Origin of the sequence: Bacillus sp. FJAT-14266, assembly GCF_001719225.1 — a bacterium.
GTDB classification, from domain to species: domain Bacteria; phylum Bacillota; class Bacilli; order Bacillales; family Bacillaceae; genus Bacillus; species Bacillus subtilis.
Genome location: NZ_CP017072.1, coordinates 1,124,811 through 1,146,902, shown reverse-complemented (window position 1 = coordinate 1,146,902; position 22,092 = coordinate 1,124,811). Strand labels below are relative to the sequence as shown.

At 42.7% G+C, this 22,092-nt stretch carries 22 protein-coding genes; 3 read left to right on the top strand and 19 right to left on the bottom strand.

Going from position 1 to position 22,092, the window contains the following annotated elements:
* Positions 1-29: 29 nt before the first annotated feature.
* The 6 genes from BGM23_RS05910 to degQ all read right to left on the bottom strand — a co-directional run bounded on the left by BGM23_RS05910 (position 30) and on the right by degQ (position 4,893).
* The gene (locus BGM23_RS05910; protein WP_017695528.1) at positions 30-410 is read right to left on the bottom strand and encodes a hotdog fold thioesterase; all 381 of its coding nucleotides are present in this window, start codon (positions 408-410) and stop codon (positions 30-32) included.
* Positions 411-428: 18 nt separating this feature from the next.
* On the bottom strand, positions 429-1,073 hold the full coding sequence (gene comA, locus BGM23_RS05905) for a two-component system response regulator ComA (RefSeq protein ID WP_003220716.1): 645 nt from the start codon (positions 1,071-1,073) through the stop codon (positions 429-431).
* An 80-nt stretch (positions 1,074-1,153) separates the two neighbouring features.
* Positions 1,154-3,466 (bottom strand): histidine kinase, encoded by a 2,313-nt coding sequence (locus BGM23_RS05900; RefSeq protein ID WP_032722435.1) that lies wholly within the window; start codon positions 3,464-3,466, stop codon positions 1,154-1,156.
* 15 nt (positions 3,467-3,481) lie between these two features.
* On the bottom strand, positions 3,482-3,703 hold the full coding sequence (comX, locus tag BGM23_RS05895; protein WP_014480704.1) for a competence pheromone ComX: 222 nt from the start codon (positions 3,701-3,703) through the stop codon (positions 3,482-3,484).
* 1 nt (position 3,704) lies between these two features.
* Positions 3,705-4,568, bottom strand: coding sequence for a polyprenyl synthetase family protein (locus tag BGM23_RS05890; RefSeq protein WP_032722437.1), 864 nt, complete (start codon positions 4,566-4,568; stop codon positions 3,705-3,707).
* A gap of 184 nt (positions 4,569-4,752) precedes the next feature.
* Positions 4,753-4,893, bottom strand: coding sequence for a degradation enzyme regulation protein DegQ (degQ, locus tag BGM23_RS05885; protein WP_003220708.1), 141 nt, complete (start codon positions 4,891-4,893; stop codon positions 4,753-4,755).
* A 221-nt stretch (positions 4,894-5,114) separates the two neighbouring features.
* Here degQ and BGM23_RS21755 point away from each other — a divergent pair, with 221 nt between their 5' ends.
* Together BGM23_RS21755 and BGM23_RS05880 are read left to right on the top strand one after the other, a co-directional pair.
* On the top strand, positions 5,115-5,240 hold the full coding sequence (locus BGM23_RS21755; protein ID WP_003228793.1) for a hypothetical protein: 126 nt from the start codon (positions 5,115-5,117) through the stop codon (positions 5,238-5,240).
* A 113-nt stretch (positions 5,241-5,353) separates the two neighbouring features.
* Positions 5,354-5,722 carry a YuzC family spore coat inner layer protein gene (locus BGM23_RS05880; protein ID WP_014477834.1) on the top strand — a complete coding sequence of 123 codons (369 nt, stop codon included), beginning with the start codon at positions 5,354-5,356 and terminating at the stop codon, positions 5,720-5,722.
* Here the strand turns inward: BGM23_RS05880 and pdeH are convergent.
* From pdeH to BGM23_RS05845, 7 genes are all read right to left on the bottom strand, one after another.
* Entirely contained in the window at positions 5,698-6,927 is a 1,230-nt protein-coding gene (gene pdeH, locus BGM23_RS05875; RefSeq protein ID WP_003243525.1) for a cyclic di-GMP phosphodiesterase, read from the bottom strand. The two genes, BGM23_RS05880 and pdeH, sit on opposite strands and share 25 nt — an antisense overlap.
* 136 nt (positions 6,928-7,063) lie before the next feature.
* On the bottom strand, positions 7,064-8,536 hold the full coding sequence (locus BGM23_RS05870) for a nicotinate phosphoribosyltransferase (RefSeq protein WP_003228788.1): 1,473 nt from the start codon (positions 8,534-8,536) through the stop codon (positions 7,064-7,066).
* A gap of 15 nt (positions 8,537-8,551) precedes the next feature.
* Positions 8,552-9,103, bottom strand: a complete 552-nt coding sequence (locus BGM23_RS05865; RefSeq protein ID WP_014477836.1) for a cysteine hydrolase family protein — start codon at positions 9,101-9,103, stop codon at positions 8,552-8,554.
* A 96-nt stretch (positions 9,104-9,199) separates the two neighbouring features.
* Entirely contained in the window at positions 9,200-9,598 is a 399-nt protein-coding gene (locus tag BGM23_RS05860) for a YueI family protein (protein ID WP_015251331.1), read from the bottom strand.
* A 71-nt stretch (positions 9,599-9,669) separates the two neighbouring features.
* Complete coding sequence (locus BGM23_RS05855) at positions 9,670-9,918, bottom strand: YueH family protein (protein ID WP_021480501.1); 249 nt, start codon at positions 9,916-9,918, stop codon at positions 9,670-9,672.
* 72 nt (positions 9,919-9,990) lie between these two features.
* Complete coding sequence (locus BGM23_RS05850) at positions 9,991-10,212, bottom strand: spore germination protein (RefSeq protein ID WP_014477839.1); 222 nt, start codon at positions 10,210-10,212, stop codon at positions 9,991-9,993.
* Positions 10,213-10,271: 59 nt separating this feature from the next.
* Entirely contained in the window at positions 10,272-11,381 is a 1,110-nt protein-coding gene (locus tag BGM23_RS05845; RefSeq protein WP_015483636.1) for an AI-2E family transporter, read from the bottom strand.
* Between the two features lie 114 nt (positions 11,382-11,495).
* On the opposite strand from BGM23_RS05845, the gene BGM23_RS05840 reads away from it, so the two are divergent.
* Positions 11,496-11,885, top strand: coding sequence for a DUF2283 domain-containing protein (locus BGM23_RS05840; RefSeq protein ID WP_032722441.1), 390 nt, complete (start codon positions 11,496-11,498; stop codon positions 11,883-11,885).
* Between the two features lie 40 nt (positions 11,886-11,925).
* Here the strand turns inward: BGM23_RS05840 and BGM23_RS05835 are convergent, their stop codons facing one another.
* From BGM23_RS05835 to essC, 6 genes are all read right to left on the bottom strand, one after another.
* The gene (locus tag BGM23_RS05835; protein ID WP_003220677.1) at positions 11,926-12,162 is read right to left on the bottom strand and encodes a YuzF family protein; all 237 of its coding nucleotides are present in this window, start codon (positions 12,160-12,162) and stop codon (positions 11,926-11,928) included.
* Positions 12,163-12,337: 175 nt separating this feature from the next.
* Positions 12,338-12,868, bottom strand: a complete 531-nt coding sequence (locus tag BGM23_RS05830) for an HD domain-containing protein (RefSeq protein WP_003244444.1) — start codon at positions 12,866-12,868, stop codon at positions 12,338-12,340.
* Positions 12,869-13,065: 197 nt separating this feature from the next.
* On the bottom strand, positions 13,066-13,797 hold the full coding sequence (locus BGM23_RS05825) for a (S)-benzoin forming benzil reductase (protein ID WP_046663922.1): 732 nt from the start codon (positions 13,795-13,797) through the stop codon (positions 13,066-13,068).
* Between the two features lie 62 nt (positions 13,798-13,859).
* Positions 13,860-14,315, bottom strand: a complete 456-nt coding sequence (gene essA, locus BGM23_RS05820) for a type VII secretion protein EssA (protein WP_015251327.1) — start codon at positions 14,313-14,315, stop codon at positions 13,860-13,862.
* A gap of 31 nt (positions 14,316-14,346) precedes the next feature.
* Positions 14,347-17,571 (bottom strand): type VII secretion protein EsaA, encoded by a 3,225-nt coding sequence (esaA, locus tag BGM23_RS05815; RefSeq protein ID WP_046663923.1) that lies wholly within the window; start codon positions 17,569-17,571, stop codon positions 14,347-14,349.
* Complete coding sequence (gene essC / locus BGM23_RS05810) at positions 17,568-22,055, bottom strand: type VII secretion protein EssC (RefSeq protein ID WP_046663924.1); 4,488 nt, start codon at positions 22,053-22,055, stop codon at positions 17,568-17,570. The genes esaA and essC overlap by 4 nt, the downstream gene beginning before the upstream one ends.
* Positions 22,056-22,092: the final 37 nt, after the last annotated feature.

Genomic DNA, 22,092 nt, shown 5'->3' with positions numbered 1-22,092 from the left:
GCCGGACAGGCAGAGTTCCGGCTGTTTTTTTATTTCTTGATGACAGCCAGCGTGCATCTGGATATACAGATCAGCCTCTCTTGCTCGTCATATATGTGAATGTGATAGACAATCGTCGTTCTGCCGATATGAACGGGCTCGGCTATCGCCTTTACCGTTCCTTCCTTTACAGATTTTAAATGGTTGGCGTTAATCTCCAAACCGACACAAGCCTGTGTTGAATGATCAATCAGGTTCTGTGCACCTGCGCTCGCCGCTGTTTCCGCCAGGGCCACTGAAGCGCCCCCATGCAAATATCCGAATGGCTGAACTGTCCGATGATCCACCGGCATGACCGCAACGCATCGTTCCGCTGTGTTTTCAACAATCTCTATACCAAGCGCTTCAAGCAATGTGTGTTTCGTATCCATCATCTACACCCCCAACATTTAAAGTACACCGTCTGATTTCGCAATCAAAACCGCTTCCGTCCGTGAACCGACATTCAGCTTATTAAAAATCGATGTCAAGCTGTATTCAATGGACCGCTTGCTTAAATGAAGGGCATCTGCGATTTCTTGGTTTGTAAATCCCTTTTCAACTTCTTGAAGAATCAGGCATTCTCTAGGTGTGAGCACATCTTGTTCTTTTTGAGAGGAAGGAGCCGGCTTTGTTTTTTGCTGAGTCATCAGCTGTTTAAAGTAAGCAAAATCGACTAAAATTTCTCCGTTGAGTACGTGGTATATGTATTGGGTGATCTTTTCTTTAGATTCCGTTTTGCTGATGGCACCGTGCAGACCCGCACGAATCGCTTCCTCGAAATAATCCTCGACCTCATAACCGGTATACACGATAATTTTACAATGAGGATTCTCTTGTAAAATCTGTTTAGAAAGCTCCATCCCATTGACCTCGCCGCCTAGATTCAGATCCATTAAAATGAGATCATATGACGAGAAATCATGCTGCTTGATAAACTGTTCGCTCGGTTCAGGACTGAGACAATCAACAGACAAATTCGAATCCGTTTCCAAAATTGTCTTGGTGCCTTCCATGACAGCCGGATGGTCATCAATCACTAGTATCTTTTTCATGTTTTCCTCCCTTTTACTCACTCTTTTCCATTTTATAAAAAAGACTTGGCCTGTGCCAAGTCGTTTCCGTTATAAATCCATTACAATTCGATTTCAATATCAGCCTTAAAGCCCTTTCCTTCACTTGTTTCAATCCGAAGGCGCCCATCTAAAGCCCTGACTCTCTCCTTAATGCCAGAAAGCCCCATGCTCATGGAATGCTCAGTATTCTTTTCCTGATCAAACCCAACGCCATCGTCCTCATAATGAAGAACGATTTTGTTTTGAATACTGATGAGCATAATCAGCACATCCGTCGCCTGAGAGTGCTTGACCGCATTAGACAGAAACTCTTGAATGATCCGGTACAAATTCAGCTGCGAATCCAGATCAAGGGAAGCCGTAAATCTCCCGGTATTTAAACGAATATGAAACGGAACCCGCTCCTGCTGCTGCGCCACCAGCTTCGACAGCGCCTTGACCAGCCCAAGATCATACAGAAGCTGCGGCCGCAGCTCATGACACGTCTCCCTCGTCATCGAAATCACATCAGACATCTGCTCATTCATCTGTACAAGCTTGTCCTGCACCTCTTCACGGCACGGATTATCATCCTTCTTGAAATCACCCAAAAACAGCTCACACTGGCGTTTTAAGGAAATCAAATCCTGAAGAACCGAATCGTGGAGATCGCGGGCGAGATCCGAGCGTTGTTTTTCCTCGATCGTGTACATGAGTTTTTTGAGCCATACGGGGTTGGATTCTTGTTGTTTTAAATCCTCAAGATGCACCATCAATTCTTCGATTTTCATAACGTTTTCCAATGAGACATTTGTATAAAATGCTAATGTTTGAAGCCATGCAATTTCATCCCTTGTTAACTTAAAAGTATTATAACTTGAGAAACAGAGTACTAAAAATGATCTGTCTCCTCGTTCACCTATTTTAATAATAAAACCTTGTTTAAACTCTTTAATTTTACCGATATCACCAGAAAAATTTTTCACATATTGCTCATGATTTTTATAAGTCAGATCTTTAAAGTTGTTCTTACTAAGAAGGGTGATTTCCCCTTTAGAATTATCATACACGCAAGCATTATCTATGTTTAATACTTCTAGGATTGTATTTTTAAAGTGATTAAGTACTTGATCTACTGATGATGCTTGCTTAATCAACTGAGTAAATTTAAAAATCCCATCTTGATAATTAAATTTCTCTGTAAATCTTTTCAACTTGAAACGAAAATCAATGATTTCTTTAAAGTAAAAAACGGCAAACATAAGAACATATATTGCAATTGTTAGTTTAACTAAATAAAAGATATCCTTTGGTTGCTGAATGTAATTAAAGATGGTCACTACGATAATAGTAGGTGTAATGGCTAAAAAACCGTAGTACTTAAGCCGCCCCACAACAAAGTCGATATTATAAAGTCTATTAGTCATAAATTGATATACTAAAGAAAAAGGTATAACAAGTGTAAAAGCAGCCAAACTAAAAGGTGAGACATACTTCTCGAAAAACACATATGGAACAGCAAAAAAGACAATAAACGGACTGAAAGAAAAGATATTTGTATAAGCAAGGACTTTCAAAATTGACTTTTGCTCTTTTTGTTTAAATTTTCTTATCCCTTTATGGATAAGAATCGATACAGTAAGAACTAGGACAAAAAATGAAATCAAATTCAGATTAGACAAAAAAGCCGAAGATTTTAATCTATTACTCAGAACGTCCTCTAATAAAAGATTTATTAGCGGGAGCATATACATAATGATTAAAATCTTCTTTTCGAATAACTTTGTTCCTAATTCTATAAAGTATTTATATATAAAATGAATATATAACACCGGACAACTGACTAAAGTAAGAACAAGCAGATAAGTGCTTATCTCTTCACCTCTTCTTGCTCCACATGCACTTACATACGCTACTGATACAAATAACAAAAATAAAATTAAAATATAAGCAGAAGTTGATTTTCTTACTTTATTTATTCTATAAATAAAAAATATACAAAATAAACAGATTGAATAAGATATTACAGGAATGAGATACATAAATAAATTTTCTTCACTGATTAGGCTTACATTTTGTAAATGAAATGATTTATTATCTCTCTCAACAATTAAACTTTCTACATTGACCAATCTTCCACTTTTTAATTGAATATCACTGCCTTTCTCCCCATTTACTTCAAGAATGATATCTCCCTTTTTCACACCTGAATAATATTCATCTGTATAATCTAAAACATTGGTGACCTCTAACTTACCCTGTTCATTTATCTTTACATCCGCACCTACGAAGATGTTAAAAGCAAAGCTATACGAGAGGTATATAACATAAATAAAACTTAAAATGATAAAAACTAGAGACAAATATTTATAGACGTTAATATATCTGTACATCACATCATCCCGTAATTAAATCAAACTTTTTCTTTTATCATCCTCAAAAAAATTACTAATAGCTTCTATTGGAGGCCACTTGCTTGTTCTTGGCACCTCTCCTTGTTCAAACGCGTATAATATTGCTTTCTTTTCTTTTTCATTTATATTTAGCAAGGTTAAGTTCCCATTCTTAAATTGATCAAACGCTTCCGGGTTGTTTACTAGATGGCTAATGATTTTATCAATATGTTTCAAATTAAATCCCCCTTAATAATTGAATAAGTAATTTATTTTTTCTTTGTTCATCTAATCTCAGTTTTTTGAATGATTCCTTAAAATTTTCCACTGCTAAATTTTTTATAACATTCAAATATTGTATTACACCTGATTCTCTTAACTTTCCCTTCAAATCTTCCAAATTATTTATCATATGATTTTCTTGCGCATAAAAATTTAATAAGTCAATTGATGATTGGTTAAATTTATTTTTAAGATAATTGAAGGCAAGCGTATGTCTAGTTTTGAAGTCATTATTGTTAGGGTAATAAAGTCCATAGTGATCATTTGCAATTTGCTCGACTATACCTAAATAACGTGAATACTCCTCAACTGTTTCATTATATTCTCCAGTTGCCAGATATACACCAAGAATACTGGGCAATGTTACCAGAGAACCCGACTTAAGTTTAATCATTTCAATATACTCTGATTCTGATGAGGCTGTTAAATTCAAATCTACATGTTGTCCTTGTAAAGATTGGAGTGAATATTGCAAAGTAAGGCTTAAAAGTTTTGGATGATTTGAGACTGAACCTATTACTTGCAGACTTAATGTATAAAGTGCGGTAGCTGCGTTAGTTGCTATAGAAGGATCTAATTTCATCCAAGAAGCCTGAAGATTGTCCTTATCCTCAATATCGTCAAAAATGTCCGCAGATAAAATTAAAAGTTCTATACCTGACGCCAATAACTCAATTGCTTTGTCGTTTTTTCCATCAAATGCTATGTAATGGTAATAAGCCAGTTCTGCAAATGAAAATTGTTTTTTTTCTTTGATAAAAGAAATGAGCTTCACTTTTAAGTCCTCATTTAAAATATTTTCATCCACAATCTCCTTCATTTTCTCCTTGATCCGGACAGAATCTAAACATATCTGCTCAATAACGACTTCCCCCCTCCCATTCCATTTTACTAAATGGGACATTTAAAGGACAGCAGGTTTTTCGTTTTTTAACAATCATATAATACTTTATCCATTTATTGTATCGGTAGAACGAAAAAAAAGACTTGTTTCCAAGTCTTTTTCACGAAATTTTCATTGCATAATTGTATTTATCGAGTTGATCAATGCTTTTGTTAATGTTTCGTAATGAATCTGTCGTTTCTTTAATATCAAGTTCGAGTCGGAATAACAATTGTTTTACTTCTTCAAGTTTCTTTTCCATCGTTTCCACACTCCTTTTTTTGAAAGATCAATGAATTGTGTATGGTGAACGAGTCCTAGGTATTTGATCTGTTACTAATAGTGTATCTGCTTTCGGCTTATTTTTCACCGAAAAGTATACAAAAAAGTCCTGCGTGACACCGCAAATCTAAATAGGTCCTTATACTCAAAGGAATCACAACAAGAACGGGACTATCTTTCTATGTGAAAGAGCGTTTATATGTGCTGAAATTGAGAAAGATTCTTAATCTCCTTGATTTTAACGGGTTTCGCATTTTCACTAAGCAAGACTATAGTCCTTCATACCGTATTTTCAAAATTGAATATGCGATTCTTGGCGTTTCCTGACCGACAAACACCGAAAAAGACCGCAACGCTAAAGTTGTGGCCTTTTCGCTTTGTCATATTCGGCAATTAGGGATCTATACATATAGAAACATCCTTTTTTGCGAGGTGCTCCCATGAGATATCGTTATCCCTGGTTTTACGTGTATCCGTATGAGGTACGCCGTCCGCCCGCTCCTGCCAACAATATTGATACCTTTATCCGTTCAGCGAGGCAGGCCGCAGGGATATTTGCGGATGCCCAGCTCGTTCTCGGCCGCATTGCGGGCTCGCGGGAGCTCTCGCGCCGCATTCTGACCGCAGCCGAGCAGTCCGATAAACAAACCATCAAGCGCCTGATCAAACAAATGGGCGTCCGGCATGAAGTGGATACGGTCTTTAATCCCGACGGCATCTATATCAGCCTTATCGGAACGCAAAGCCGAATCATTCTTGCTTTGCGGTGGTCAGAGGACCGCAATCATTTTGCGTCCATAAGATTATGACACCATTCCAGAGCCTCAAGATAACATTCATACGCTTCTTCTTTGTCGAGTTGATTGCCTAATTCCGAGCAAGTGTCCCAGTTGTTGCTTTCAATTAATTTCACAAGCTCAAGCATTTGGTAGTAGTCGTTTTGATGGCCTAATAATGCTTGCCCGACTTCATCTTTTAAAGGCAATTCTTGAACAATTTCCTCTATTTCTCTATGCAGGAGGGTGTCTATGAGAGAAAACATTCCGATCAGCATATAAGAAGCTGGCTGCGGCCGGGATGTCTTTCTCGCCAGCAGTTCGCAAAGCTTTGCTCTTATCAGAGAAATCTTAATGATTTCGTGCTTGCTGGAATGCCCTTTCCTGCTTAAATCCTTAAAGGAAAGAATATATATCCACCGTTTGATTTCATTAAATCCCAGCAGCATAATGGCCTGTTGAATGCTTTCAATTTTCTGGCTCAAACGGCTGTGGGATGAGTTTAAAAATTTTAAAATTTGATAGGACAGTGATAAATCCCGCTCTATGTACTCTGTCACACGCTTTATGTTAGGCTGCTCTTTACTCAGTTCGTTAAGCAGTTCATAGTAAGAATAGAAATGAGTCGATAGGTCATGCCCGCTGATGATGCGCGGCTCGCTGAAAAAGTAGCCTTGGAATAATTGAAAGCCGTCTTGGACCGCCTGTTTATATTCTTTTCGGGTCTCTACTTTTTCCGCTAAAAAAATCAGGCCGCGGCAGCCGTAGGTTTGCAAAATTGTTCTGCGTTCCATTCGTGTTGTTTTGAGAAAATCAATTTTCAATATATCAATATAGCTCATGAGTTTTTCCAGTAAGTCCTCATCTTGCGGATTTATTGCATAAAAATCATCAAGCGCCAGCATATACCCCATTTTTTTCAATTCTTTGCATCTAGAAATGAGGGCCGGCGTGATCGGTATATCTTCAAGGATTTCAATGACAAGCTGTTTCGGATTGAAGGAGGTGGGAAGATTCGAAAACATCAGGCTTTCCGTAAAATTAACAAAACAGCGTTTCCCTTCCGTCAGCTTCTCAATTCCGATGTTTAAAAAGCTGTTGATCACCAAATCTGTTGTTGCCTGATCGCCGTCTTTAGCGCTATACACGTTCTCTTCGCTTTCTCTATACAGCAGTTCATAAGCAACAACCTGTTCTTTTCTATTAAAAATAGGCTGTCTTGCAACAAACACCCTCATTGATTTATCCCCCTTACAATACGCGCGGCTTTCACCCCTAAGTATATCAAATAATTTGACGAAAATTGTCTAAACATGAAAAATAATATATACATAAAGAAAACTGGCCCTTCGCGAATGAAAGGCCAGTTTTTCTTTATTCTTCCTCAAGCTCTTCTTCAATTCTGCTTTTCACTTCGTGGATCCGCTGCATTTTATTGCTCCAGCAGTCCTCGCTTAAATCAACCGGGTATTCCTCCGGCTTGCTGATTCTCTTATATTCCTCCCAAAGCAGGCTGAGGTTATCCTGCACATACTGCTGTATGTCTGAAATCTCAGGGTTTTGGTAGCAAAGAATACCCTTCTCAAAAATCAGCTCATGAAGATCCTTCGCATAAAAATTCGTGACAAATTTGCTGATGAATGTATGAACCGGGTGGAACATTCTGAGCCGCTTCTGATCATTCACCTGCTCATCATAAAGCGCAATATAGTCGCCTTCAGAATGATGGTTGGACTGATTAATAATGCGGTAGACTTTCTTTCTGCCCGGTGTCGTCACTTTTTCAGGATTGGACGAAATTTTGATCGTGTCAACCATTTTCCCATCTTCTTCAATGGCAACGAGTTTATAAACTGCGCCGAGAGCCGGCTGGTCATAGGCAGTGATCAGCTTCGTACCGACACCCCAGACATCAATGCGCGCTCCCTGAGCCTTTAAATTCATAATGGTGTGCTCATCCAAATCGCTTGAAGCAATCACCTTCGCATCTGTAAATCCTGCTTCATCAAGCATTTTCCGGGCTTTTTTTGACAGGTACGCCAAATCGCCGCTGTCCAGACGGATGCCAATGAAATTAATGCGGTCGCCGAATTCCTTGGCAACCCTAATCGCGTTCGGCATGCCTGAACGAAGCGTGTCATACGTGTCAACTAAGAAGACGCAATCCTTATGTGTTTCCGCGTATTTTTTGAAAGCTGTATATTCATCGCGGTAAGCCTGCACAAGCGCATGCGCATGTGTGCCGGAAACCGGGATGTTAAAGCGCTTTCCGGCTCTTACATTGCTTGTCGCGCTAAAGCCGCCGATTAAGGCTGCTCTCGCTCCCCACATGGCCGCATCCATTTCGTGCGCCCGTCTTGTTCCGAATTCAAGCGCAACTTCATCACCGATGACGCCTTTAATCCGGGCAGCCTTTGTTGCAATTAATGTTTGATAGTTCACAATGTTGAGCAAAGCTGTTTCAATCAGCTGCGCTTCTACCAGGGGTGCCTCCACCCTCATAATCGGCTCATTGTTAAAAACGAGCTCTCCTTCTTTCATGGAGTAAAGTGAACCTGTAAAAGATAAGCCGCGCAAATATTCAATAAAATCTTCATGATACCCGAGTTCATCCTGTAAATAACTCAAATCGCTATCCGTAAACTTGAAATTTTCCAAGTATTCAATGGCTTTTTCCAAGCCCGCAAATACGGCATAGCCATTTTCAAACGGAAGCCTTCTGAAAAACAGCTCAAAAATCGCTTTCTTTTCATGAATGCCGTCTCTCCAGTACGTTTCCGCCATATTGATCTGATAAAGGTCTGTATGTAATGACAGGCTGTCATCTTTAAATCCGTACTCTAACACTGTTTTTCCCCTTCCTTACTCTGCCACTTGCGCTCCGATGCTGTTTGCAAAATGGGAAAGAGCCCATGCGTGCCCCTCCTGATTAAAGCTGGCGACAGCTTGTTTATGCACAACAATCCGAAAACCTTTGTTGTATGCGTCAACAGCTGTATGCAACACACAAATATCTGTGCAGACACCGGCAAGGTGCAGTTCGCCAATCTGCCGCTCTCTGAGTTTGAGCTCTAAATCAGTTCCCGCAAAAGCAGAATATCTCGTTTTTTCCATGTAGTAAACATTAGGCTCATGTTCATGTTTCTGATATAGAGGCAAAAGCTTTCCGTACAGATCTTTTCCTTCCGTGCCTTTTATATTATGCGGAGGAAAAAGACGGGTTTCAGGGTGATATTGATCCCCTTCATCATGAGAATCTACTGCTAATACGACGTAATCACCGTTTGTGATGAATTCTTCAGTTAAATTGACGATCGCCTCTTCAATCATTCTGCCGGGCTCCCCGCAGGTCAATTTTCCGTCACTCGCCACAAAATCATTCGTATAATCAATACAAATAAGTGCTTTTTTCATAGCCGGCCTCCCCGCCATCAGTATGAGAACATTATATCTTATCTCCAGTTGTAAGTGAATTGCCATGAACAAAAAGACAAACGGTCCGTTTGTCTCTTAAGATTTCAGCACTGACCGATTATAAATGTCGTCCTGAATATATATCAATTCACGATTCACAGCGATGTCAGCCGCAATGACGATGCCTAAAGGCGTATGAAACTGAAGATCAGATACAATCTTGAAGGGCACTCCGTACCGGTTCGCCATTTGGATATAAGGAGAGTAAGACTGATACTGAAGCTCTCCATTAATCAAAAGGGTGACGTTATGGCTGTTTTTCAGCTCGTGCTCCGCCTCTTTATACGGTTTGCTTCTAAGCACCTGTCCTTTCGTCAGTGCCAAAACGACTCTTTCTCTTAGAGAACCTAAAAACAAGTGGCGCTCGTCAGGCTTTGTCTCCAAAGGCCCATACATTCCTTGCTGCAAATAGAGATCCATTTTATCTTCACTCAAAAGCCTGTCCTCCCGTCTTGTTTGTCTTCATTATCACCTGATCAGGCAGGAGCTAAACTTTCAAGCGCCGTTTACATTTCTGTTACCCAATGAATGATTTTTTTGGCCAGCTCACCAGCAGGGATTTCCTCTGTATGCCGGCGCAACGACGCTTCCAGCCGTTCAGGCAGAGTTGCTTTATCTTCTTCATAGGAAATGATCGTGCTCCACTCCAGCTGCGGTACCGCTACAAGCGTGCGCAGTTCTTTTCTGTTTTCATGCAGATACACGTCCGTGATCATTCCGGTTTGCGTATTGATATTTGCTTTTCTGATTTTCATAACATGACCTCTCTATTCAAAGACTACCCATATTATACAATAAAAAAGCAACAGCCTCTTGTGAAAAGGCTGTTACCCGTTAAACGAAACTGTTTCATCAGTGATATCGGCATCTTTGAAGAGAGTTTTACTCGTTTGGTTGTTAATCTTCACAAAATCACCAAGCTGAAATGTGCCTGACCCCGCCCCTGAATGAGCGACGCTTTTGGGCGAAATCGCAAATACGTCTCCAAAGCTTGCCGCGGCATTACCCGTAACTGACATGATATAAATCGGCCCCACAATTGCAGGCATTTCCCCACCTCCGCATTGATTTACAGCATCATATGCAAAGAGCCGCTAATGGTGCCCGCCTATTCAGCTGGCTTTGCGTTTTCCTCGAGTCGTGACCGCTGGCGCAGCTTGATCAAGCGGACAATATTCAGGAAGAACGCCTTCACTACCGCATAAACCGGCACCGCTAAAATCATGCCGAGAATTCCGCCGAAGCTTCCCGCTCCGATTAATAGCAAAATAATCGTAAGCGGATGGGTATTCAGCCGCTTTCCGATCACAAGAGGAGACAGCAGGTTTCCGTCCAGCTGCTGAACGATGACGACCACAATAATCGCAAACAGCGCTTTGGCCGGCGAGTCCATAAAACCGACAATGACAGCCGGCGCGGCACCGAGAAAAGGCCCGACATAGGGAATGATATTGGTAATCGCCATGACAATCCCAAGAATCAGGGCATACGGCAGTCCGGCAATTAAATAGCCGATAAAACACGCTGTTCCGACAAAAAGACAGATTAACAGCTGCCCCTGGAAATATGCCGCAAGCGTATCGGATAAATCTTTAAAAATCTTTAAGCCTTCTGTCCGATAAGAAGCCGGTAGAATTTTTACTGCCAAATGCGGAAAGCGGTGTCCGTCTTTCAGCATGTAAAAAAGGATAAATGGAACAGTAATAATAACAAGCGTGATGTTTGTCACGACACCAAACACCGCAGATAAACTGGACGTGATATTTTGCGGCAGGTTTTGGAGAAAACTTGTCAATGACTGTTCAATTTTTGATATCGATACATAATCCTGGTTCATCATCCAGGTAAACCATTGAGAATGGGACAAATCCTTTGTCAGCGCCTGAATCTGTTTTATATAATCAGGAAGGTTGTTAAACAGCCCTGTCACCTGTGAGGTGATGATAGGTCCGACTGACGCTGAAATAAAGGCAAGCAAACCGATAAACAGTAAATAGATCAATAGGATGGATAATGTCCGCGGAATTTTTTTCTCAAGCAGGCGGACGACCGGATTAAATATGAAATACAAAATTCCCGCAATTAGCATCGGGAAAAACAATGTCGAGATAAAAACAATAAACGGCTGAAATACAAATGAAACTTTTGTTGCTACATAAATAATCAGCAAAACAAATAAAATCTGCAATGTCCAAAAATGGACTTTTGATTTCAACAAGCTTTGTTCCTCCTAGTTTTTCTTTGTCTGTCAGATAAAAGAACTTATACCCCATCATTGTAACAAAAATGAACCCATATCAGAACTCTTAATATAATGAAAGGAGTGTTGGTGATGAAGGCCGTGACATACGATACAGATTCAGAACTGGCTTATATCTATGTTCTTCCTCCGAAAAGGAACAGGAATATACGGTCTGAGGAGCTTAAAGTCAATGATTGTATCCTGCTGGATATCAGCCAAGATGGCAAAATTGCCGGATTCGAATGTTTTGGTGAGGCAGCACACCTCTGTGCCCCATTTGCCGGGAAATCCCGGCTATATGTAAAAGATTCAGACGGTTATCATTTTCGGGTCTGCCAGCATGCTTCAGTCCGTTCCTGCTATACAGTGTACGGCGTCACTTTCTGTTTTTCAGATGGTGACTATCAGGAATTTGCCGGTTTTGACCTTGACGGAACAATGTATCATAGTGCGTTTTTACAGCGCTTAACTGAAAAATAGGACGTCCCGGTGTACGCCTATTTTTCATGCGCAAGCACTGTTAGACCCGCTCACTGTAATCTGGGGTGACGGAAATCATGTGCTGGATTCTGATCAAACAAACAGAATTTCGGGCTCCTTCAATTGTGATATGGTCAGGTTTAACATCGATCAGTCTGCCTCTGACCGTATCTCGTACTGTCTGTATAACGAACCTTGAGCCGATGAGCTTTTTAATGGTCTGATAGACATAAGGATCGACTAAAGAGACCAGTTGCGGACTACCTTGGTTGACCATATTTTTATCCCCTTTGTGTGTTTTATCTCAGCTTATGCCGCGCTTATGGATAATGACACAGGCTTACCTGATAAAACAAAGGGGTGCGGAGATTTTAGGAGAATACGTTTGGAAGCGGTGTAAAGGAAGTATCGATGAAGCGGAGACAGCGAAGAAAGCTGGCGCTGTTCCGTACTTATACAGGCTTTATCACGGATGCCTGGGCTTGGTCGATTAATTGGTCCAGCTTTTCTATTTTTTTTCGTGCGGTTGAAGGATCAATTTGGCGGTAATGATGATGGCCGCCCGGCTCTTCATCCAGTTCGTCCGCTTTTTTGACAATCTGCTGCAGTGTGTTTTTATCTAATTCGCCTTCAGGCAAATAGGAATCTGTATGAAGCAAAATGGCTAGTGCAATCTCTTTTGCTGCTTTCGGTTCCTCGCCAAGCCGAATCAGAAGTTTATGCGCCCGTTCCGCCCCTTTAATGGCATGAATGTCATTTCTTTTGTATTTCTCATAATCCCACTTTCCGTCTGTATACCATTCATAATGGCCAATGTCATGAAGCAGTGCCGCTTTTGCTGCTAAATCAGGATTAATGTCAGCCTTCACAGACAGCCTGTATGCATGATAAGCGCAGGCAATCGCATGTGCCACGCCGGAACGCTGAAGATATTTTTGTGCAATTGGATGGGTGAAAACATCCATTAATGTAACCTTTCTCATGGAAACCCCTCCTTTAGATATTTTTAGAATCCTAACATAATTTGCAGAGAAACTCAATTCTTATGTCACATCATTTTGATCTTCTTATCATCATTGTTATACCCTAAAAGCAACGTTTCAGTCAGTATATGCGGCTGTTCAATAAAATGCGCTGGCTGTAGCCTTTTGTATAAAAAAAAGAGCAGAAAATATCTGCTCTACAAAAACTCTTTAATATCATAAATGCGGCCGTTTTCCGTCCCTTTTTCTAGTAAAGAAAGCAGCGTGCCGGCAATAAAGTCCGGACTGCGAAGGCTTCCTGTTTCATTTAATTTCCGGAATCGTTCAATGTGGTGAAAATCCTTTTTCGATGAAGAACGGATGACGGCCTGCATCTCAGTGTCCATCACTCCAGGTGAGAACGAAATCATGTTCACCGGCAGCTCTTCATCCTCCTGTTCAAATCCGAATGTCCTCGTAAACATGTCGAGCCCGGCTTTTGAACTGCAATACGCGCTCCATCCCTTATATGGATTTTTGGCGGCTCCTGAAGTAATGTTGACAACCGTCTTTTTGCCGCTGTATGAAGCAAACCGTTTTGTAAACAGCTGACTCAAAAGCACGGGCGCAGTCAGGTTCAGCTGATAATGGCGCTGAAGCTCGTCAAGAGACGCTTCGCCGGCACGTTTGATCGGCGTTACCATTCCGGCGTTATTGATAAGGGTAATACCAGAATAACGCTCTGGATCGATGGATGAGAGCAATGTTTCAAATTGCTGTTCAGCTTCTTCAAGATTGATGAGGTCTATTTGATGCTGCGTTAGTTTTTCATGAGAGACATCTGTTTTCGTTCTGGATAAGGCATGGACTTCATGCCCCTTTTCTAAAGCCTGTAATGCAACGGCTTGACCCAGCCCTTTTGACGCTCCGGTGATGATATAAAGTTCCATTGGAAACCTCCTTTTCCGTTATTATTGTACGGCACTGCTTTTACACAACACAAGCACGCGGCCTACGCCTTCTTGTTTTCCTGCGCTGTGACTTTTGGGATGAGGAACACGATGCCTGCAATTCCGAGCAGGATCAGTACGACATAGATCATCGGCAGCAGCAATGATGATGTTTCTTGTTCATCTTCTGTTTCCGTTGATGATGTCTTTGTTATTGGTTTTTCTGCAAATGTAATTCCAAGCTGTTTCGACTGGGCCGCAATCGTGTTGGAATCCTCGGCATTTGTTGATGTAAACAAATCTTTTATCAGCTCGGCGTCCTTGTCCTTCGGTTTATCAAAAGTGATATCCTTTTGTTCCTCAGGCAGTTCTGTTTTTTCTTCATAGTAGGTATCTTCATGCAAATAATTCGTATCGATTTCGATGTCTTTTTTCTCATACTGGTTTGGCGCGACATCTGTATTTTCTTCAGTTTGGGCAGCCGCTGCAGAGGGTATGAAAAGGGAAAAGGAGAGCATACAAATCATGATCCCCTTTTCCATGCTGCGATCACGCTTCATACGTTTCATCGCTTTCTGCTGTGTGTTCAGCCATCAGCCGGATAATCAGCGGCAGAGCCGCGGCAATCACCGTAATGATCAGCAGAACTGTTATTCCCATTGTAAACAAGTGCCCAGTACCGTACTGGATGTCGATATATACTTTCGAAACCGGATCTTCAAATGTAAAGTTCGGCATGATCAAATCAATAAGCGGTGCGACATAGAATAGAATCATTGCCGCTGAAGCAACCCAGCCAGGGATTGATCCGAATCTGAATGCCGTCCGGATGAAGGCAGAGCTTGCGACCAGCAATAGAATCGTAAACACCGACCACTTAATCGTCTGATCGTCCGGCAGTGAATAAATATTCAAGCCGAACAAGCTGATCATAAGTCCGACAAGGATATTCAGAATTCCGAATAACGCTCCTTTGACGAGAAGCGGTGCGTTTTGGTAATACGAGCTGAAATAGCCGATTAATAGACTGCTGATCAACACAATGACAAGGATGACAACCGGAGGTACCGTCTGAATTTTTTCTTCCGGAACCTCTCCGCTGATTTTAAGCGGATTCGCTAAGTAATCATATACATAGCCATTGTTTTGCCCGTCTACTAATGTATTTCCGAGTATGCCGTATACGTCATTTCGCACGAGTTTCGTGGAGGCGACATTTTTCCCCCAGTTGTTGTTTAAGGTATCGGCTTTCGCTTGAACATCATTGACGCTTTGCTGCATGTTGGTTGTGTAATCAATGATGCCGGACTGGCGATCAGACAATGAACCCATCATGTCTGACATTTGCAGCACTTCCTGGCCGACCGTATCTTGGACACTCAGTGCCATGGTGCCAGACAGCCCATCGTTGCTGAACGTCGCAGATTCCTGTGTTGCGCCCGTTACAAGCTGTTCTGACGTTTTTGCGGCACTTTCAGAGATTTTCGTCAGTTCGTCGAGAACACCTGCTTGAGAGTCACGGATATAGCCGCTGTAGTCGTCCGCAAATTTGGTCATGCCGTCGATGAAGCTGTTAATATCCTCATCTGTTTGCATCGTGTTGTTTTTGAGAGCTTCCCAGCTGGCTGATTCTTCAGGTGTGAGAGCCAGGACTGATTTGACGTTGCCCTGCTGGCCGTCAATAGCGCCGGCTTTTGCAGCACTGTCAATCGTACCGGATAATACAGAGTCATAAACAGACAAATATTTATAGTATCTCATTAAAGCGGAGATGCTTTCTGTATTGATTTCTCCTGAAAATTGAAGCTGATCTTTATTTTCAAGCTCGCGAATCGCACTGTAAATCCCTTCAAACTCCCGCTTCCGTTTCGCTTCGAGATTTTCAAGCTTACCTTCGAGCTTTTTCACTTTGTCTTTCAGGTCTTCAATTTCATCATTAAGACCTTCCATTTGTACTTTTATTTCCTCTAACTTCTTTTTCAGCTCTTCGTTATGGGCAGTTTCTTTTTCTTTGAGCTCTTCTTCAATTTGCTTGATTCGCTCAGATGCTTTGCTGAGCTGTTCCTTTGCTTTGGCGATATCAGAAATGCCGCCGTTTCCTGGTTGATCTTGGTCCCCAGGCTCCGTCGTATCTTCGCCGCTACCGGTATCTCCTGAATCTCCGGTACCGCCTTCATTTGCCAGCTTGATAAATTGAAGGGCTGAGTCAGATGAAGCAGTCTGTTCGGCAGATGTGCCCGTTTCAGTTTTTCCGCTGTCTGACGCATCGCCGTTCTGCTCCTGACCGTCTGTTCCCTTCTGCTGGTCTTGATCCTGAGTACTGCCGTCCGTTTGTCCGTCATTACCGGTATCACTGCTGTTATTGTCGTTCCCTGTGTCGCCCTGTGTATCATCGGGCTTTGTACTGCCCCCGTCATCAGGTTTTTCTGGATTATCAGTGGACGGATCGTCTGGTTCAGTACCCGGGTCCTCCGGTGTTGGGTCCTCTTTTTCAGGCTCCTTCAGATTGTCTGAAATATCCTGAATATCAGCAGCGATATTTTTCAGTTCTTCACGCTGTTTTTCAAGATCAATTTTGAGTTCTTCAGGATCTTCTTCTTTAGGGTCTTTATCTTTATCATTGTTGTCAGAACCATCGTCTATGACTGGGTCGTCCCCTTTCGCAACTGTCAATGCCTGACGTGCCGGGACAAGCAATTGGTACACCTGATTTAGTGCAGCCTGTCTTGATGCGGCCTGATATTGTTCGATTAAATTACTTTGGATTTTTGCCATGCCAAGTTCCTGCTGGGACACTTGCCCTTCCCTAATTTCCTGGGCGTTTGCCAGCACATTACTGGTTTGTCCGAGCTGTGTCTTCGCTTGGCCGATCCCGGTTGCCAATCCGCTCATGCGTTCACTGAACTGATTCGCCTTTTGCTGTGCCTGGATGGCATCCAGACCTGTCCGGATTTGCTGCTGTGTTGAATCCTGGGCTGCCAAAAGCAGCTTTTTCTGATTCTCTTGATATTCTTTGTACCTTTCAACTGTATCAATGAATTCTTTCAGCGTGTTTTTGGCTTCCTCCGCCGTAGAAGCTTTTTCTTTTGTCGTGCCTTGCGCTTCATTCATTGATTTCTTCAGCTCATCGATTAAGTCTTTTTGCTGTTTGATTTCACCTGCTAAATCATTAGAGCTTGGTTTGTAAAAGTTGTACATGACATTCTGGAATTCAGATTCTTTATTGACGATCTTGTCAAATTCTCCTCTGATGTTGTCCACTTTTTGCGAAACAAAGTTCCAGTATAAGGCCGACATTTTTTTGTTCATTGTCTTTTGGGCATCCTCAAGCTCCCGCTGAACTTTTTCTTTGTTAACCGCATTCAGGTTATCTTGAATGCTGAATTCGAGCGTTGCTTTTTGAGGATGGTCTTTGTCATAGCTCAAAATGTTTTTTGAGAAGTCTGAGGGAATGTAGACGATCGCATCATATTTCTTTGAAGCGAGACCGGTCTCGGCCGCGCTTCGGTTTACGACCGTCCACGAATAATCAGGACGTTCACCCAGAACGGCCGCTACTTCCTTGCCGAACTGGGCGGATTTGTCCTCTTCATCAGACTTTACCTCATCACTCAATACGCCTGTGTCTTCATTCACCACCGCGATTTGCCGGGTGGAATTGACTGCTTTTTTCGTTGGGTCGTCTCCGATAAATCGGAAAAACAACACCGGCAGCAGCAAAATGATAATGACGGCGGATATTAACTTGATCAAGCTTTTTCGTTGTTCTGTCATCTAGCACTCTCCCTTTCAGCAGAACATAAAGGAATTTGAACTTTTTGCTCCTTCCCGTTTTCCACAACATATCCGAAGCCCGGCTGAATCTCCGGCTCCTGTCTTTGGTACGGGAGAGGAATGACATTTTGCTCAGACTTTTTCATCAGCAGAATCGCGTGGCGGATTTGCTTCATCTCAGTCGTCAAGGAGTCATAGCCTTTTGAGAATTCGCTGTGGTTACCACCCGGGATAAAACTGAAGCCAAGATGAGCGTATGATTTCATGAAGTTAGCGAGACGGTCTTGTATTCTCGTATCAATCGTCTGCTGGAATCTCGTTATCCCGTCAATCATCAGCACCACTTGTGAGAATCGAAGATTTTGCGCGTCTCCTTGGCGGACGGCTTCTACATACATGGCTTCTCTTGTTTTGAAAATGTCTTCTGCTGTTTCAATCCACTGCTCAATATCTTCTTTCGTTTCCAAATATGAAACATCTGATTCCTTCGCATAATGAGATAAGCCGCGGTCAATCGAGTCAAACAGGCCGATCATTTCGGTTTCATCATCAATCAGATGTTCGAGCATGACTTTTAGGACGTTTGTTTTCCCGCGCTGAGTCTGGCCTAAAATCAGGCAGTGCTTATGCTTGCCCAAATCAAAATAGACTGGGCTGACTGTTTCTTCATGAAGCCCGATCGGTACAGATAAAGGCTTGCGTTCCAGCTTGAAGCGGAGAGACAATTCTCTCGTAGACAAGCTCTCAGGCAGCATCGGAATCGGTGCCGGCTGCTCCATTGAAGCAAATCGCCCTTGAAGTTTCTGTACGTCTGATTTCAGCTCGTTGAACATGCCGATATCATCATCGGCGTCAACAGGCAGGAACATTTGCGCGAAATAAAGCTCTTCCTTTTGAATGATGACGCGTCCCGGAATCGGCTCAAGATTGAATTTCGGACGGCCGTAAATGGAATATCCTTCTGATTGATCCATGAGATAATGGACAACCTTTGTTTTCAAGTTATTTAACAATGACTGGCGGACAGCATTCACCCTCGTTGCTGTCAGCATAAAGTAGATACCCAAGCTTTGTCCGTCTCTGGAAAGCTGGACAAATTCCGATTCAAGCTCATGCATCTCATCCTTGACAATGTCAAAGTTGTCAATGGTGATAAAAATGAACGGGAGCTCTTCTTCGCTCAGCGCATTGTACATTTTGATGTGGCTGATTTCTTTTTCCCGGAACAAACGTTTACGGCGGTCAATTTCTTCTTTGATGCGAATCATGAACTTTTCAATTTTTCTTGACTGGTCCATCAGGAAGTAATCCGCGGTATGCGGGAGCTTCGCTAATGGCAGCAGCGTTCCGTTTCCGAAATCAAAGATATAGACATGAAGCTCTTCAGGTGTGTATACGTCCGCAAAACTCATCAGGAACGTTGCGGCTGCAATCGATTTTCCGTAGCCCGAAGAGCCGAAGATGCCGATATTTCCATCTTCCATCATCTTATAAGCAATTGGCGCCTGTCTTTGCAGATCAGGTTCATCGACATACGCAAAGTGGAAATGGTCTTTTTCGTTTGAAGGGAAAAGAGTGCGCGGAATACGTTCCGCAAGCGGCGGCAGCCAAGGGCTTGGCAGCTTCTCGATTCCCATTTCATCTTGGATGCGTTCAATTTCGTCAACTACAGCTTCGATTTCGGTTTGAACGTCTTTTTTCGCGTTATCTTCGGTATCAACCTCAGAAAGCGGGATCAGACCCGTATCTGTAACAATCGCGATTTCATCCTCAGTACCGTAGACTTCCTCTAAGTAAGGCGCCCCGCTCCATGCAGATTGGAACAGCTCATACACTTCATTGTTTCCGACCTGCAAATAGCCGCGGCCTGTGACGGTAATGTTTGCGGCATCGCTGTTTTTCAAAATTTCTTTACTGTCGGTGGCATCCTGGACCTTGAGCGCTACTTTAAAGCGCGAGTTACTCCAGATCTGGTCGTCGATGATGCCGCCTGGCTTCTGTGTCGCCAAAATCAAATGAACGCCGAGGCTTCGTCCGATACGCGCGGCACTGACAAGCTCCCTGATAAAATCAGGCTCCTCGCTTTTCAGCTCGGCAAACTCATCAGAAATTAAGAACAAGTGAGGCATCGCCACTTCTGCTTTCCCTTGCTTGTATAGCTTTGTATAGTCATTGATGTGATTGACTTGATACTGGTCAAACAGGCGCTGCCTTTTTTTCAGCTCGCTTTTAATGGAAGCAAGCGCACGCATACTGAAGTTTTTGCTTCCTTCAATATTTGTGATCGTGCCGAGGAGGTGGGGAATGTTGCGGAACGGCTGCGCCATTCCTCCGCCTTTATAGTCAATTAGTAAGAAAGCCGCTTCATGCGGATGAAAATGCACTGCAAGTGACAAGATGTAGGTCTGGAGAAATTCACTTTTCCCTGATCCCGTTGTCCCCGCAAGCAAGCCGTGCGGACCGTGTGCTTTTTCGTGAAGGTTCAGATACACAATGTCATCTTTCCCTTTATAGCCGATCGGCACTGACAGCGACTTCGACGATTCACTTGTCAGCCATCTTTGCTGAATGCCGATTTCTTTTACTTCCTTCGCATGAAAAAGCTCCAGGAACGATACCGTTTCCGGAATGGAATTCGTAATGCCGACCTGGTGGTTCAGCGTCCGCAGTGTGCGTGAAAACCGTTCGTTGTCCTCACGCTGATGATGATCGAGACGGAACGGAATTCTTACCGCTTTTTTCTTTTGTATTAAAATGTCGCCTTCATGCTCATTGATGTAGCGGACAAGAGTCGTAATGTTTTCCGACAAGCTTTCCTTTGTTTCCGCAGCGACAATTGTCGAGATGCCCAGATGCTCATGCTGCCCTTCTAAATATTCGAGAATGACATGCTCAGAGATCAGCTGCTGATTCGTGATGACAAATACAAAATGCGGTTTGAACTGCAGTTTTTCTTTGTCATCTTCGAGATCACGCTCTCTGATCAATTCGTAAAGTGAAGACAGGAGCTGATCTCGGGTTTGCTCATTATAAATAAATCCTTTTGCATAAATATGGGGCATTTGAAATTGCGGAAGCCACTTCATCCACTCCCAGTCTTTATACTCTTCTTCATGAAAAATAAATACAAAACGCAAATCGTGATAGCTGTTAAAGAACGACAGCTGTCCGATCAGCTGGTGAATCTCATTTTTCACAATTTGTGATTTACCGACAAGCCCCATCGGACCTTCTGCCAAATCGACCGTCACCGGCGCATTGCGGATATCTTTATAGACGCGCTGCATGTGCTGCGATTTCTCCATGAGGTCATCGATATCACGATTCGCCAAGTCTCCGCCGCTCATATTGATTTCATAGCTTGACGGAACTGTTCCCGTCCCAAGCCGCAGCTGGAGATAATCCTTGCTTTCAAGTGATTTTTCCCAGATCCGGTCACTGATTTCACTTGTTAAGTATTTCATTTGTTCAAATGAAGGAAAGTGAAATTCAAGAACCTGCTTTTGCTTTTCAGCAAGTGCCTGAAGCTCTTTCCGCTTATTGTCTAAGTAAAGCTTATATACACGCTCCCGTTTTTCCTCGCGTTTTTTCCGCTGGTTTTTATCCCGGAAATATTGCACTGTCGAGGTAATGAGAGTCATCATAAACATGGCCAAAGAAACGAGTATAAATATGCCGCGCGGCTGGATGATGGCAACTACGCCCATCACGATCAGCATCACAAGCGGAGGCAGGATGACGAGCCACAGCCCTCTGTTGGTTTGATCGCTCTCCTGAGAGGGAAAACTGAAAGAAACGCGGTCATCCGGCAGATCGTATACCATCCGCGGCGTTCTTCTGTACTGCGGATATTTTTTCTGCATTTCTGTACTCGGTTTGACCGTTTCTGTTAACGCTGTTTCAAACTGGGCATAATGAACAATTTCTAAAAGGTCTTGTTCCGTCACCCTCATTTGCGTGAAGTTCCAGAATATTTCATCCCCCGGCTTGAGCGGCGTATTGGCGTTGATTTTCTCTCCGTTCAAGAAGATCGTTCCGCTTTCAGGTCGGACCGACCAGCTGCCGCCTGCACGAAGCAAAGAAAACGTGCTTTGTTCTGCAAATGCAAAATCTTGCGGATTCAGATAAATATCTGCATTCTTTTTTTCTGAGGAACATACAATTTCATCCCGATTTCCCGTAAAATATACGGATTTCTCAGGTTCACTGCCCGTCAATATCAAGCGTATATCCTGCTGATCCGTTTGGAGAGTAAATGATATATCCGTCTCAATCGTGCCGAGACAATCATTTCCCAGGAAAACTTCGTATTGGCCGCCGGATTCCTTTCTTTTAAGAGAAACCACTCCGCTATTAAATGGAATGGTGCTGATCGTAACAGAATCCTTCACATCAGGCCCTATGGTCACCGGATGAGACGACAGGAGGTTAGACAGATTTAATTTTTGAACGTTATTTTGGTAAAAAACCCATAATAGACTCAAATGGCGAACCCCCTTACGGTCGAATGGCAGCATGCGA

Excerpts from the sequence above, each read along its gene's own strand:
- BGM23_RS05890 (WP_032722437.1), bottom strand. The coding sequence starts at position 4,568 with ATGAAGGAGATTGTGGATGAAAATATTTTAAATGAGGACTTAAAAGTG.
- BGM23_RS05850 (WP_014477839.1), bottom strand. The coding sequence starts at position 10,212 with ATGCCTGCAATTGTGGGGCCGATTTATATCATGTCAGTTACGGGTAAT.
- BGM23_RS05840 (WP_032722441.1), top strand. The coding sequence starts at position 11,496 with ATGAAGGCCGTGACATACGATACAGATTCAGAACTGGCTTATATCTAT.
- esaA (WP_046663923.1), bottom strand. The coding sequence starts at position 17,571 with ATGACAGAACAACGAAAAAGCTTGATCAAGTTAATATCCGCCGTCATT.
- comA (WP_003220716.1), bottom strand. The coding sequence starts at position 1,073 with ATGAAAAAGATACTAGTGATTGATGACCATCCGGCTGTCATGGAAGGC.
- essA (WP_015251327.1), bottom strand. The coding sequence starts at position 14,315 with ATGCTCTCCTTTTCCCTTTTCATACCCTCTGCAGCGGCTGCCCAAACT.
- BGM23_RS05880 (WP_014477834.1), top strand. The coding sequence starts at position 5,354 with ATGAGATATCGTTATCCCTGGTTTTACGTGTATCCGTATGAGGTACGC.
- BGM23_RS05865 (WP_014477836.1), bottom strand. The coding sequence starts at position 9,103 with ATGAAAAAAGCACTTATTTGTATTGATTATACGAATGATTTTGTGGCG.
- BGM23_RS05830 (WP_003244444.1), bottom strand. The coding sequence starts at position 12,868 with ATGAGAAAGGTTACATTAATGGATGTTTTCACCCATCCAATTGCACAA.
- BGM23_RS05910 (WP_017695528.1), bottom strand. The coding sequence starts at position 410 with ATGGATACGAAACACACATTGCTTGAAGCGCTTGGTATAGAGATTGTT.
- BGM23_RS05835 (WP_003220677.1), bottom strand. The coding sequence starts at position 12,162 with ATGGTCAACCAAGGTAGTCCGCAACTGGTCTCTTTAGTCGATCCTTAT.
- BGM23_RS05900 (WP_032722435.1), bottom strand. The coding sequence starts at position 3,466 with ATGTACAGATATATTAACGTCTATAAATATTTGTCTCTAGTTTTTATC.
- degQ (WP_003220708.1), bottom strand. The coding sequence starts at position 4,893 with ATGGAAAAGAAACTTGAAGAAGTAAAACAATTGTTATTCCGACTCGAA.
- BGM23_RS05855 (WP_021480501.1), bottom strand. The coding sequence starts at position 9,918 with ATGAAAATCAGAAAAGCAAATATCAATACGCAAACCGGAATGATCACG.
- BGM23_RS05825 (WP_046663922.1), bottom strand. The coding sequence starts at position 13,797 with ATGGAACTTTATATCATCACCGGAGCGTCAAAAGGGCTGGGTCAAGCC.
- pdeH (WP_003243525.1), bottom strand. The coding sequence starts at position 6,927 with ATGAGGGTGTTTGTTGCAAGACAGCCTATTTTTAATAGAAAAGAACAG.